The organism is Pseudomonas sp. W2I6 (genome assembly GCF_030815935.1).
In the GTDB taxonomy this organism is placed as follows: Bacteria; Pseudomonadota; Gammaproteobacteria; order Pseudomonadales; family Pseudomonadaceae; genus Aquipseudomonas.
Genome location: NZ_JAUSXJ010000001.1, coordinates 4,298,822 through 4,312,171, shown reverse-complemented (window position 1 = coordinate 4,312,171; position 13,350 = coordinate 4,298,822). Strand labels below are relative to the sequence as shown.

Below are 13,350 nucleotides of genomic sequence, written 5' to 3'. Positions count from 1 at the left end.
GGGGCATGAAAGGCAAGAACCTCCGCTACCTGAATGAAAATCCCGGCGAGGCCCGTCAGACGGTGCGTGCGGGATTTGTGTTGCTCGAACATTTCTCGCTGCCGGCGTTTACCCAGGCGCTGGATACGCTGATCACCGCCAACCTGCTGCGGCCCGCTTCTTTTTCTACGTCGACCTTCGGCTTGCGGGAAGGCGAGGTGACCAGTGACCTGGGGCTGGTGATCCGGCCCGATGCGCGGCTTGAGTCTTCGGTGCTTAAAGAGTTGGACCTGTTGGTGATATGCGGTGGCTATCGCACTGAACTGAAGGCTGCGGAGGAGTTTATCCACCTGCTGAAAAGCGCCTCGGAGCAGGGTGTGAGCCTGGCCGGTTTGTGGAATGGTGCGTGGTTCCTGGGGCGTGCGGGATTGCTGGGCGGCTACCGCTGCGCCGTGCACCCGGAACATCGCCCGGCCCTCGCTGATTTCTGCAAGGCGACGCAGGTCAGCAGCGAACCCTATGTGATTGATCGCGACCGGCTGACGGCATCGAGCCCTTCCGGTGCGTTTCATATGGCGCTGGACTGGATCAAGGGGCTGTACGGCAAAGCGTTGGTGGAGGGGATCGAGGACATCCTGGCGTTTGAGGAGTCGCGCTACCGGCGGGTGAAACCCACGGAAAACGTGTGCTTGAGCGCGCCTCTGCGCGAGGTGGTCAACCTGATGGACGCCAACCTCGAAGAGCCTCTGGAGCTTGAGCAACTGGCCGTTTATGCGGGCCGTTCCCGACGCCAGTTGGAGCGTTTGTTCAAGGAGCAGCTTGGCACCACGCCCCAGCGTTATTACCTGGAACTGCGCATCACCGAGGCCCGTCGGCTGCTGCAACACACCGAGCTGTCCCAGGTGGATGTGCTGGTGGCTTGCGGGTTTGTCTCGCCGAGCCATTTCAGCAAGTGCTACAGCGCCTACTTTGGCTACAGGCCATCCAAGGAAAAGCGCCTGGTCAAATAGCCTGAGATTGGCATTCGCCACAAATATAGATACGATGCTAATCATTAGCTTGCTATCTATATGTGGGTTTAATGAAATCCTCCACCTTCCAGCTCCCTGATTTCTGGCAGGCGACGTTGACCCCGTCCCGTAGCGATCTGCTGTTTGCCTTGCGCAACATGATCGCCGGCGGGGTCGCGTTGTACCTGGCCTTCTGTTTTGACTTGCAGCAACCGCAATGGGCCCTGACCACCGTATTTATCGTGGGCCAGCCCACCAGCGGCATGGTCCTGGCCAAAGGCGCCTATCGGCTGGTGGGTACGTTTGTCGGGGCCATGGTTTCCATTGCGATGATCGGCGTGTTTGGCCAGGCGCCGTTGTTGTTCCTGCTGTGCATGGCGCTGTGGCTGGCGTTCTGTACCACCGGGGCTTCGTTGCTGCGCAATCACGCGTCCTATGGGTTTGTGCTGGCGGGTTACACCACGGCGATTATTGCGCTGCCCGCTACGGCGGCACCGCTGGGAGTGTTCGATGAGGCGGTGGCGCGCTGCCAGGAGATCAGCCTGGGGATTCTTTGTGCCTCCATCGCCAGTACGATTCTGTGGCCGCGCCGGGTCGAGCAGGTGCTGGCGGTTCAGGCGCGCGCCGCCTGGCAGGCCGGGGTGCGGGCTGCCGCTTCGGAGCTGTTGGGTAACGACCAGCGTAAAGGCTTGCTCGAAGCGTTGAGCCGCCTGGTGGCGGTGGACAGTCAGCGCGACCATGCCTGGTTTGAAGGGCCCAAGGGCCGGCGCCGCTCCCAGGCCTTGCGGGTGCTCAGCCGTGATCTGCTTAGCCTGCTGCGGGCGGCGCGGGGCGTGGCGCGCCAGCGGATGATGCTCGATGAAACGGCGGCGGTCGGGCTACTGATTGAAGCGGTGGCTTCGGCGTTGCAGCAGGAGCGTCTTGATGAACTGCCCGGGTTGTCACAACGGCTTGGCCTGGCGTTGCAGGATCCGCAGCTTGGCCAGGAGGCGCACTTTTGCCTGGTGCAACTGGCGCAGGTGTTGCGCTTGATTGAGCTGGGTGCATTGACGCTGTCGGCGGTCGAGCAGGGCAGGGTGCCGCCCGGCGCACCGGGAGCGATGTCCTGGCACCGGGATATCGAGCAGGGGGTGCTTGGCGGGCTGCGCAGTGCGTTGGCGTTTCTGGCGGTCGCGGCGTTCTGGATCTTTACGGCATGGCCTTCGGGTTTGGGCGCGGTATCGATTTGTGGCGTGGTGTTGAGCCTGTTTGCAGCGCGGGAAAACCCGTCGGCCTCCAGCCTGAATTTCCTCAAGGGCATAGCGCTGTCGATCCCGGTGGCCGGTTTTGTGTGCTTCGTGCTGTTGCCCGGCTTCGATGGCTTTCCCCTGTTATGCCTGGCGTTGGGAGTGCCGCTGTTTTTCGCCTCGTTGTGCATGAGCCGCCTCAAGCTGGCGGCCACGGCCTCGGCGTTCTGCATCTTTTTCGTCAACAATGTCGGGCCCAGCAATGTGATGACCTATGACTTCGCCGCGTTCCTCAACAAGGCCATCGCGACGTTGGTGGGTGTCGGTATTGCCGTGGTGGTGTTTCGGCTGATCCAGCTCAATCCCGGCGAACATCACTATCGGCGGATGTTCAAGGCGTCGTTGTTCGACCTGGCGCAATTGACTTCCCGTCCCCTGGAGCAGGCTGAAAGCTGGTTTGGCGGGCGCATGGCGGACCGGCTGATTCGCCTGTCGCGCTACAGCGAAACCTTGCCTGCCGATCGCCGTGTCCACTGGGATAACGGATTGCTGGGGCTGGACCTGGGGGATGAGTTGCTGGAGTTGCGTGCCTGCCTGGCGGACAGCCGGGGTGCGTTGGCGATTGAGCGCGATCGCTATTTGCGGGCATTGGAGTCGGTGTTGGAGGAGGGTGGACCGAGCGTGGCGAATGAGTCGCTGATGGATGCGGCCAGCGTTGCGATGCTTGACGCGCTTGAACAGCCTTCGGGATTGGCGGAGCAGGATCGGGAAATGGCCAGGGCGGCCGTGCTGCAACTGCGGTTTACGTGGCGTAAGTGGTGTCGGCGGGGGATGTAGGCGCTGGCAAGCCAGCGCCTACACGGGGCATTACTCGGCGATCTGCAACTTGCGCGCCTCGGTGTACACGTAGCGCACCTTTTCATACTCGAACGGCGAGTTCATCTGGCCGTAGCGGAAGCTGGTCTGGTAGCGCTTGTCGACGGCGCGCAGGGCCCAGATTTCCGGGTGGTTTTCGCTGACCTTGGACACGTTCAGGAAGTTGATCTCGGTCTCGGCGCCGTAGTCCACCAGCAGGCCGGTGGTATCCCGCAGGTTCGACGGACCAAACAGCGGCAGCACCAAGTAGGCGCCGCCCGGTACACCGTAGAAGCCCAGGGTCTGGCCGAAGTCTTCGCTCTGGCGCGGCAGGCCCATGGCGGTGGCCGGGTCCCACAGACCGGCGATGCCGATGGTGGTGTTGAGCAGCAGGCGGCCGGTGGTTTCCAGGGAACGATGGCCCTTGAGCTGCAGCAGGCTGTTCAGCAGGTTGGGTACATCCCCGAGGTTGTTGAAGAAGTTGCTGACGCCGGTACGCAGGAAGCTCGGGGTGACATAGCGGTAACCGTCCACCACGGGCAGGAACACCCACTGGTCGAAGCGGTAGTTGAAGTGGTAGACCCGGCGGTTCCACGACTCCAGCGGGTCGTAGACATTCAGCGCGTTGACCGACGAGCGCTCGAACTCACGCTGGTCCAGGCCAGGGTTGAACTTGAGGTGGCTCAGGGGCTCCTTGAAGCCGTCGGAGTCCACTACGGTCGGCGTGTGGGCCTTGCTGTTGTCGGCATTGGCCACGCCCGCGCACATCAGGGCGGCGAGCAGCAGAAGATATTTAGCCACGGAAGAACTCCAGCATGGCGTCGGCGTTGACGCGGTAGTTGAGGTTGCCGCAATGGCCGCCCAGGGGGTAGACGGTCAAGCGATCGCCGAAGGTTTTACGCAGGAAGCCAAGGTCGCCAGGGCCCAGGATCACGTCGTCGGCGTTGTGCATGACGGCGATTTTCGGGCTGTCGTGCAGGTAGTCCTTGAGGGCATACAGGCTGACCTGGTCAACCAGTTGCAGCAGGCTGCCGCCGTCGGAACGGGCGCGCCACATCGGGATCACCTGTTCGGTGAGGTAGCAGTCGAAGTCGCACTGCAGCGCACGCTTGAGGAACGGCGTGAGGCTGGTGCCTTCGCTGATCGGGTACTTGGGCGGGATGATCAGGCCGCGACGGTTGATCAGGTCCGAGGTGAAGGCAATGTCGGCCGCCGAGAAGCGGAATGAAGTGCCGATCAGCATCGCCATCTGTTCGTTGGTCAGGTGTTCCTTGGAGTTCTGGAAGTCGTACAGCAGGGCATCGTTGAGGTCGATGTAGCCCTTTTGCTGGAAGTAGCGGGTCAGTTTGTTCAACACCAGCTCATAGAAGGTGGTGCTGTTGTTGATGCCCTTGACCTCGGTCTGCACCAGTTTGTCGAGGTTGGTGATCGAGGTATAGAGGTTGACCGGCGGGTTCAGCAGCAGGACTTTCTTGAAGTTGAAGCTGCGACGGGTTTCGTCCAGCTTGCTGACAAAGGCTGCGTCGAGGGCGCCGAGGCTGTAGCCGGTGAGGTAGAAGTCGGTCACGGGCAGCGTCGGGTTTTGCGCGCGTACGGCCTGCATCACGCGGTACATGTCTTCGGCGTCTTCCTGGCTGATGCCGGGAGTGGCGAAGCGCGAGGCGGCGGCAATGAAGTCGAAGCTGGTGGGGGACGACAGCTGGACGACGTGGTAGCCGGCCTTGTAGTAGAGCTTTTTCAGGTATTCGTTGATGGTGCTGTCAAAGCGTGCGCCGGTGCCGGCGATCAGGAAGATCAGCGGTGCGGCACGGTCCTGCTTGGCGATGCGGTAGGTGAGTTTCTTCACCGCCCAGAAGTTGTCAGGCAGGCTGAACTCGCGCTCGGGACGCATCGTCAGGGTGTAGTCGGACTGATTGATTTGATCGTCCGATGGCAGTTCCGGCCGCAGGTTCGGCGGGGTAGTGGCGATGGTCGCTTCAAACGGGTTGGTCAAAGGGTAGCCATAGCTGGCCTGGTCGATATCGACCGCCAGTGCTGACGCACTCAGAAAAAGGCTGCCCAACAGGGCCGCACAGCGCAAGGAACGGAGCATGACTAAATCCCTAAGAGGAAAACGTGCTGAAGTGGAGTTCGCAGGCTATGACCACCGCGTTGCTGCCGAAGTGCCAGCCTTCGGCACTAAAAGTCGGAAAAAACGTCGGAATCGGGGTAATAGTAGCGAGACGATACACTTTGGCACGCCTTAATGAACACTTATCTGTTTGCAAAACTTGCCAACGGCCACCGGGGGATTAAGCTGGGCGCCGTTTTCGCCTATCGGAGTGCCCCATGTCCCGCCGTTTTCCGCTGATCCTGTTGCTTATTGCCCTGCCGCTTTGGCTGGCCGCCAGTTATGGCGCGCGTTACGGATTCATGGAGGATGGCCGTTGGGTGGGCATTTGCGCCGACGAAGCCAGCCGCTGGGAATGCCAGGTGCGTTCCAACCTGGGGTTGATGATTCACTTCAAGGTGTTGGGCTGGGCGGCGCTGGTCACGGCGGTGCTGGCGTTTTTCGTGCCGGGCCGGGCCGGGTGGGGATTGGCCGTGTTGGCGCTGGTGTTCGGGTTTCCGGCGTTGGCGTTGTACAACACGACGTTTGCGGTGTTTGCGGTGGTGATTGCGGGGTTGCGGTTGGTCAGGGCGCCTCGGGCAGCCTGACAGGGCCCCATCGCAGGCAAGCCAGCTCCCACATTTGACCGTGTTCACAGATCCAAATGTGGGAGCTGGCTTGCCTGCGATAGCGGTCTTAAGCCTTGCGCACCCGCAAGCAACGCCACAAGGCTGCAACCATGAGCAGGCTCACCACCGTCCAACCCCACGCCTGCTGGTTCATCAACCCTTCACGGAACAACTGCGGCGCAATGCCGGCACCGATGATGAACGCCAGCAACGCAATCTCCCGCCGCAGCCCGCTCACCGGACGCACCAGGTACACCAGCGCCGGCAGCACCAGCGCGGCACTCGGGAAGCTGCGGTAACGCGGGTCAAATACCAGCGCCAGCATCATGACCGCACCGGCAAACCCGGCGATTGCCACCAGCCAGCCAGCGCGCTGCTCCAGCCAGTTGAAGGCGCGTTCGCGCCAACCTTCTCGCGCACTCAACGCCAGGGCCGCGTGAGCCAGTACCGCAAGGTTCAAGGCCACCAGCAATCCAGCCCACACCCACTCATCCGTGAAGCGCGCGGTGACCCGGTTCAACTCGGCCCAGGTGCCGATCGAGCAGGCCGCCACGGCGCCCAGCAATGGCAACAACAACGCAGCCCGGGCCGTGCGCACGCGGCCACCCAGCAGCAGCGTGCCCAGCAGGATAATCCCGCCAACCCCCAGCCACAGCGGCCAGTACGGCACATTGGTCACCGGGCCGGCGAGCACGCCCTTGTCCTGGCGGTCCGCATCAAATAGGCCCCAGTAACCCCCCACCGCCCCTTCACTGGCGCGTTTCCACGGCTGGTCAAACGCTTCGATCAGGTTGTAGTGCCAGCCATTGGCTTCGGCCATGGCCACGAACCCGCGCATGAATTTCGCTTCGTTGACCCGGCTCGGCACCGCCGTTTCCCGCTGGCGGCCTTCGCTCGGCCAGCCGGTCTCGCCGATCATCACGTCCTTGGGGGCGAACTTGTTGCCGAAGGTCTGGCGCACATCGCCCACGTGCTTGAGCGCCTGGTCGATGCCCGAGGGGTCATCTTCCCAGTAAGGCAGCAGGTGGATGGTCAGGAAGTCCACGGCCGGGGCGATTTCCGGGTGTTGCAGCCAGAACTCCCACACATCGGCATAGGTGACCGGTTGCTTGATATGGTCCTTGACGTGATGGATCAACTTGACCAGCTGCGCGGCAGTGACTTCCTTGCGCAGCAGGGTTTCGTTGCCGACGATCACCGAGGTGACGACGTCGGGGTTGGCATTGGCCGAAGCGATCAGTGCCTCGACTTCCTTGGCGGTGGCCACCGGATCACTGCTGACCCATGCGCCGCTCATCAGCTTCAGGCCGTGTTTGCGCGCCAGTGCCGGCAAGTCTTCAAGGCCGGTCTGGGAGTAGGTGCGAATGCATTCGAAACGGGTGGCCAGCAACGCCAGGTCGGCATCCATGCGCTCGGGGCGCAGTTTGAACGGCTGGTCGAACGGCGACTGGTCTTTGTCGAAGGGCGTGTAGGACGCACATTGCAGCTTGTGGCTGGCGCTGGCCACGTCCGGCAGCACCACCGGTTGGCCAAGGCCGTACCAATAGCCGCCGAGGGCCAGCACACCGAGGATCAGGGCAAATAAATAGGGCAGGAGCGGGAAACGTGCAGTCGCGGGCATGATCAGGCCGTCTGGGGGCAAAGGCGCGCATCTTACCCGGATTTGAGCCGTCCCAGTGGGGCCGCATAATTTTGACATGCAAAGTTCGGGCGGGATCGTCGGTGAATGTCCTACAAATCATCCTGCTGGCGATGTGATGTCGTTTCTTGCTTACCTGAGGTCGCAGTCAGAGCAGGTCGCTTGTGGCAGCAGGTTGATGATCGAAGTGTCAGCCCTCCACTGATGAGGCACCCACGTGATCGATGCGCGTGAAGGGGGCGCGGTGCACCACATAACAACAGGTTGACGTCGCTCGGCATCCGCCGGGCGCAGCACTTTCGGGGAAGCACTATGAAGATGCGACGACTCTTGGGCGCAGCTGCCACTCTGGTAGTTGCGATGAGCTCCACACTGGCCAGCGCCGACAGCAAAACCCTGAGCATCGGCTATGTGGATGGCTGGTCGGACAGTGTCGCCACCACCCACGTGGCGGCAGAAGTGATCAAGCAAAAGCTCGGTTATGACGTGAAACTGCAAGCGGTCGCCACCGGGATCATGTGGCAAGGCGTGGCCACCGGCAAACTCGACGCCATGCTCTCCGCCTGGTTGCCGGTGACCCACGGTGAATACTGGGCCAAGAACAAGGACAAGGTGGTCGACTACGGCCCCAACTTCAAGGACGCCAAGATCGGCCTGATCGTGCCTGAGTACGTGAAAGCCAAATCCATCGAAGACCTCAAGACCGACACCACCTTCAAGAACAAGATCGTCGGTATCGACGCCGGTTCAGGCGTGATGCTCAAGACCGACGAAGCGATCAAGGCCTATGGCCTGGACTACAAACTGCAAGCCAGTTCGGGCGCGGCGATGATCGCCGAGCTGACCCGTGCCGAAGACAAACAGGAATCCATTGCGGTCACCGGTTGGGTGCCACACTGGATGTTCGCCAAGTGGAAACTGCGTTTCCTGGACGACCCAAAAGGAATTTATGGTGCTGCTGAAACCGTCAACAGCATCGGCAGCAAAGGCCTGGAAAAGAAAGCCCCGGAAGTCGTGGCGTTCCTGAAGAAATTCCAGTGGGCCTCCAAGGATGAAATCGGCGAAGTCATGCTGGCGATCCAAGAGGGCGCCAAGCCTGAAGCGGCGGCCAAGGACTGGGTGGCCAAGCACCCTGAACGTGTCGCCGAGTGGACCGCTAAGTAAGTCTCTTGTGGGAGCTGGCTTGCCTGCGATGCAGACGCCTCGGTGCACTTGATGTATCGAGGTGATCCCATCGCGGGCAAGCCCGGCTCCCACATTATTTCGCCCCCGCAATTATTCCTGCACCTTCAATATCCCTCGCTACACTCCTTCTACTACTAAGGTCGTCTGGAACCTGTTCCTCAGCCGCATACAGTGGATATGTTCCAATAATAAAAAGCTGTGCTGCGAGGATAAAAACAATGAACGACAGCATTTACCTCTCGATTCAAAACAGCCCGCGTTTCAAGGAGCTGGTTAGTAAAAGGGAAAGATTCGCCTGGATTCTCTCGGCAATCATGCTTGGGCTTTACTCCGCTTTCATTCTTCTGATTGCCTATGGGCCGCAAATACTGGGGGCCAAGATCAGCCCCGGTTCGTCCATTACGTGGGGGATCCCGATCGGGGTCGGGCTGATTGTGTCGGCCTTCGTCCTCACCGGCATCTATGTACGACGCGCCAACGGCGAATTCGACGACTTGAACAATGCGATTCTCAAGGAGGCTGCGCAATGATCCGTCGTCTATTGGCTGTACTCGGCGCTTCGGCCTTTGCACCTGCCGTTTGGGCGGCCGATGCACTGACCGGCGAAGTGCATAAACAACCGCTGAATATCGCAGCGATCCTGATGTTCGTGGCCTTCGTCGGCGCGACCTTGTGCATCACCTACTGGGCGTCCAAGCGCAACAAGTCGGCGGCCGACTACTATGCGGCCGGCGGCAAGATCACCGGGTTCCAGAACGGTCTGGCGATTGCCGGTGACTACATGTCGGCAGCCTCCTTCCTGGGGATTTCCGCGCTGGTGTTCACCTCCGGCTACGACGGCCTGATCTACTCCATCGGCTTCCTGGTGGGCTGGCCGATCATTCTGTTCCTGATCGCCGAGCGCCTGCGTAACCTGGGCAAATACACCTTTGCCGACGTGGCGTCCTACCGCCTGGGGCAAACCCAGATCCGCAGCCTGTCGGCCTGTGGCTCTTTGGTGGTGGTGGCGTTCTATCTGATCGCGCAGATGGTCGGCGCGGGCAAGCTGATCCAGCTGCTGTTCGGCCTGGATTATCACGTCGCGGTGATCCTGGTAGGCATCCTGATGTGCCTCTATGTGTTGTTCGGCGGCATGCTGGCGACCACCTGGGTGCAGATCATCAAGGCAGTGCTGTTGCTGTCCGGTGCCTCGTTCATGGCGCTGATGGTGATGAAACACGTCAACTTCGACTTCAACATGCTGTTTGCCGAGGCGATCAAGGTTCACCCTAAAGGTGAAGCGATCATGAGCCCGGGCGGTCTGGTGAAAGACCCGATTTCGGCGTTCTCCCTCGGCCTGGCACTGATGTTCGGTACCGCCGGCCTGCCGCACATCCTGATGCGCTTCTTCACCGTGAGTGACGCAAAGGAAGCTCGCAAGAGCGTGCTGTATGCCACTGGCTTCATCGGCTACTTCTATATCCTGACCTTCATCATCGGTTTCGGCGCGATCCTGCTGGTCAGCACCAACCCGGCGTTCAAGGATGCTGCAGGTGCCTTGCTCGGCGGTAACAACATGGCGGCGGTGCACCTGGCCAACGCGGTGGGCGGCAGTATCTTCCTGGGCTTCATCTCGGCCGTGGCATTTGCCACCATCCTGGCAGTGGTTGCCGGTTTGACCCTCGCGGGTGCTTCGGCGGTGTCCCATGACCTGTACGCCAGCGTGATCAAGAAAGGCAAGGCCAACGAGAAGGATGAGATTCGCGTATCGAAGATCACCACCATCGCCCTGGCAGTGCTGGCGATTGGCTTGGGCATCCTGTTTGAAAGCCAGAACATCGCGTTCATGGTGGGCCTGGCGTTCTCCATTGCGGCCAGCTGTAACTTCCCGGTGCTGCTGCTTTCCATGTACTGGAAAAACCTCACCACCCGCGGTGCGATGATTGGTGGCTGGCTGGGCTTGATCAGCGCCGTTGGCCTGATGATCCTCGGCCCAACCATCTGGGTCTCGATCCTGCACCATGAGAAGGCGATCTTCCCTTACGAGTACCCGGCGCTGTTCTCGATGATCATTGCGTTCATCGGCATCTGGTTCTTCTCCATCACCGACAAGTCGGCGGCGGCAGAGAAGGAACGTGCGCTGTACTTCCCGCAGTTTGTGCGTTCGCAGACTGGCCTGGGGGCGAGTGGGGCGGTTAGCCACTAAGCCTGTAACAGTTACAAAAAAATGCCCCGGTCGTGAGATCGGGGCTTTTTTTTGCCTTTATTGGTAACAGATACGACAAAACTGTTTCTCAAATCCGGCACAAATAAAAACGGCCTCTCTATCAAGGGAGGCCGTTTTCGGTGTAGCCAAGTAGCGATCAGCTTACTTGCGGTCTTCCAGCTTGGTGATGTCACGCGACTCGTAGCCGGTGTACAGCTGGCGCGGACGGCCAATCTTGTACGGGCTGGAGAGCATTTCTTTCCAGTGGGAGATCCAGCCCACGGTCCGCGCCAGGGCGAAGATCACGGTGAACATGCTGGTTGGAATGCCGATCGCCTTGAGGATGATCCCCGAGTAGAAGTCGACGTTCGGGTACAGCGAGCGCTCGATGAAGTACGGGTCGGTCAGGGCGATCTCTTCCAGGCGCATGGCCAGTTCGAGTTGCGGATCGTTCTTGATGCCCAGTTCCTTCAACACTTCGTCGCAGGTCTTCTTCATTACGGTGGCGCGCGGGTCGCGGTTCTTGTAGACCCGGTGACCGAAGCCCATCAACTTGAACGGATCGTTCTTGTCCTTGGCCTTGGCGATGAACTTGTCGATGTTCGAGACATCGCCGATTTCATCGAGCATGGTCAATACGGCTTCGTTCGCACCGCCGTGGGCAGGGCCCCACAGTGCGGCGATACCGGCGGCGATACAGGCGAACGGGTTGGCGCCCGAGGAGCCCGCCAGGCGCACGGTAGAGGTCGAGGCGTTCTGTTCGTGGTCGGCGTGGAGGATGAAGATCTTGTCCATCGCGGCGGCCAGCACCGGGCGTGATCGGTTTGATCTCGCACGGGGTGTTGAACATCATGTGCAGGAAGTTTTCCGCGTACGTCAGGTCGTTGCGCGGGTACATCATGGGTTGACCCATGGAGTACTTGTAAACCATTGCGGCCAGGGTCGGCATCTTGGCAACCAGGCGGATCGCGGAGATTTCGCGATGCTGCGGGTTATTGATGTCCAGGGAGTCGTGATAGAAGGCCGACAGGGCGCCGACTACGCCGCACATGACGGCCATCGGGTGGGCGTCGCGACGGAAGCCGTTGAAGAAGGTCTTCAACTGCTCGTGAACCATGGTGTGGTTCTTCACGGTGCTGACAAACTGGGCCTTTTGCTCAGCTGTTGGCAATTCGCCATTAAGCAGCAGGTAGCAGGTTTCCAGGTAGTCCGACTGTTCAGCAAGCTGTTCGATCGGGTAGCCGCGGTGCAGCAAGATACCGTTATCACCGTCGATATAGGTGATCTTCGACTCGCATGAGGCGGTCGACATGAAGCCTGGGTCAAATGTAAAACGGCCCGTGGCCGTCAGGCCCCGTACGTCGATAACATCGGGACCAACGGTGCCGGTTAAAATGGGCAGCTCGACGGGGGCTGCGCCCTCGATGATCAACTGCGCTTTTTTGTCAGCCATGTGGCCTCCTATTTATGCTTCAAATCATCAGACAGACCCCCCACGCAGGGCCCGCACCACTATAGTGAGATAAATTCAGATGTCAATTTGCCTAAAGTCTTGCTCCAGAAGGCTTTAACCGTACTTTTTCCTCGAAATTACCTGCCATTTACGCCTTTTATGCCGCCAGCGCAATGCGCTATTAGGGTGAGGAGTGCGCGTTGTCATTAGTTGCCTAACTGTCTATACTCGGCCTCCGACCGCCAGGGGCTTTTGGGCCCGTTTTGATGGGGGTCGCACTCCCTGGGTGGTGGTTACCTGACCAGTGCACTCCCCAACAACTTTGCCCTGATTGTTAGGGGCTCTTCAGTGTGAAAAAAAGCCGTGAATAGCCAACGACCTGTAAACCTAGACCTAAGGACCATCAAACTCCCCATCACCGGCGTAACGTCGTTCCTGCACCGTGTATCCGGCATCATCCTGTTTCTTGGCCTGGGCATCATGCTTTATGCATTGAGCAAATCCCTGGGTTCGGAAGAAGGGTACGCCGAGGTGAAGGCATGCTTGACCAGTCCGCTGGCCAAATTCGTCGCCTGGGGCCTCCTGTCCGCTCTGCTTTATCACCTTGTGGCCGGTATTCGCCACTTGATCATGGACATGGGTATCGGTGAGACGCTGGAAGGCGGCAAGCTGGGCTCGAAAATCGTCATCGCCATTTCCGTGGTGCTGATCGTTCTGGCGGGAGTTTGGATATGGTAACCAGCGTTACGAACCTGTCGCGTTCGGGCCTCTATGACTGGATGGCGCAACGTGTGTCTGCGGTTGTTCTCGCGGCTTATTTCATCTTCCTGATCGGGTACCTCGCGGCGAACCCTGGCATTGGCTACGCCCAATGGCACGGCCTGTTCGCTCACAACGGGATGCGCATCTTCAGTCTGCTGGCCCTTGTAGCCCTGGGCGCTCACGCCTGGGTTGGCATGTGGACCATCGCGACCGACTACCTGACGCCGATGGCGCTGGGCAAGTCCGCGACAGCAGTACGGTTTCTCTTCCAGGCAGTATGCGGCGTCGCGATGTTCGCTTACTTCGTCTGGGGTGTGCAGATTCTTTGGGGTATCTGA

General features: G+C 60.1%; 11 protein-coding genes and 1 pseudogene. 8 read left to right on the top strand and 4 right to left on the bottom strand.

The window, feature by feature from the left end:
* Positions 1–5 precede the first annotated feature (5 nt).
* Together QF039_RS19675 and QF039_RS19670 are read left to right on the top strand one after the other, a co-directional pair.
* Entirely contained in the window at positions 6–989 is a 984-nt protein-coding gene (locus QF039_RS19675) for a GlxA family transcriptional regulator (RefSeq protein WP_307520224.1), read from the top strand.
* 71 nt (positions 990–1,060) lie between these two features.
* Positions 1,061–3,052: an FUSC family protein gene (locus QF039_RS19670; RefSeq protein WP_307520222.1), complete on the top strand. Its 1,992-nt coding sequence runs from the start codon at positions 1,061–1,063 to the stop codon at positions 3,050–3,052.
* 30 nt (positions 3,053–3,082) lie between these two features.
* Here the strand turns inward: QF039_RS19670 and QF039_RS19665 are convergent, their stop codons facing one another.
* Complete coding sequence (locus tag QF039_RS19665; protein WP_003210582.1) at positions 3,083–3,871, bottom strand: VacJ family lipoprotein; 789 nt, start codon at positions 3,869–3,871, stop codon at positions 3,083–3,085.
* Positions 3,864–5,162, bottom strand: a complete 1,299-nt coding sequence (locus QF039_RS19660; protein ID WP_003210581.1) for a hypothetical protein — start codon at positions 5,160–5,162, stop codon at positions 3,864–3,866. The genes QF039_RS19665 and QF039_RS19660 overlap by 8 nt, the downstream gene beginning before the upstream one ends.
* 236 nt (positions 5,163–5,398) lie before the next feature.
* Between QF039_RS19660 and QF039_RS19655 the strand changes: the two genes are divergently transcribed.
* The gene (locus tag QF039_RS19655) at positions 5,399–5,767 is read left to right on the top strand and encodes a hypothetical protein (protein ID WP_177049340.1); all 369 of its coding nucleotides are present in this window, start codon (positions 5,399–5,401) and stop codon (positions 5,765–5,767) included.
* Positions 5,768–5,855: 88 nt separating this feature from the next.
* Here QF039_RS19655 and QF039_RS19650 read toward each other — a convergent pair whose 3' ends face one another.
* The gene (locus QF039_RS19650; RefSeq protein WP_307520216.1) at positions 5,856–7,409 is read right to left on the bottom strand and encodes a glycosyl hydrolase family 17 protein; all 1,554 of its coding nucleotides are present in this window, start codon (positions 7,407–7,409) and stop codon (positions 5,856–5,858) included.
* 330 nt (positions 7,410–7,739) lie between these two features.
* Between QF039_RS19650 and QF039_RS19645 the strand changes: the two genes are divergently transcribed.
* The 3 genes from QF039_RS19645 to QF039_RS19635 all read left to right on the top strand — a co-directional run bounded on the left by QF039_RS19645 (position 7,740) and on the right by QF039_RS19635 (position 10,797).
* Positions 7,740–8,591 carry a glycine betaine ABC transporter substrate-binding protein gene (locus QF039_RS19645; RefSeq protein ID WP_008433997.1) on the top strand — a complete coding sequence of 284 codons (852 nt, stop codon included), beginning with the start codon at positions 7,740–7,742 and terminating at the stop codon, positions 8,589–8,591.
* A 239-nt stretch (positions 8,592–8,830) separates the two neighbouring features.
* Positions 8,831–9,142, top strand: coding sequence for a DUF485 domain-containing protein (locus QF039_RS19640; RefSeq protein ID WP_003210577.1), 312 nt, complete (start codon positions 8,831–8,833; stop codon positions 9,140–9,142).
* Positions 9,139–10,797 (top strand): cation acetate symporter, encoded by a 1,659-nt coding sequence (locus tag QF039_RS19635; RefSeq protein WP_003210576.1) that lies wholly within the window; start codon positions 9,139–9,141, stop codon positions 10,795–10,797. The genes QF039_RS19640 and QF039_RS19635 overlap by 4 nt, the downstream gene beginning before the upstream one ends.
* A 162-nt stretch (positions 10,798–10,959) precedes the next feature.
* Here the strand turns inward: QF039_RS19635 and gltA are convergent.
* Positions 10,960–12,250, bottom strand: a pseudogene (gltA, locus tag QF039_RS19630) (citrate synthase).
* Positions 12,251–12,613: 363 nt separating this feature from the next.
* Here gltA and sdhC point away from each other — a divergent pair.
* Positions 12,614–12,988, top strand: coding sequence for a succinate dehydrogenase, cytochrome b556 subunit (gene sdhC / locus QF039_RS19625; protein ID WP_008433998.1), 375 nt, complete (start codon positions 12,614–12,616; stop codon positions 12,986–12,988).
* Positions 12,982–13,350, top strand: a complete 369-nt coding sequence (gene sdhD / locus QF039_RS19620) for a succinate dehydrogenase, hydrophobic membrane anchor protein (protein WP_003210573.1) — start codon at positions 12,982–12,984, stop codon at positions 13,348–13,350. Before sdhC ends, sdhD begins: the two co-directional genes overlap by 7 nt.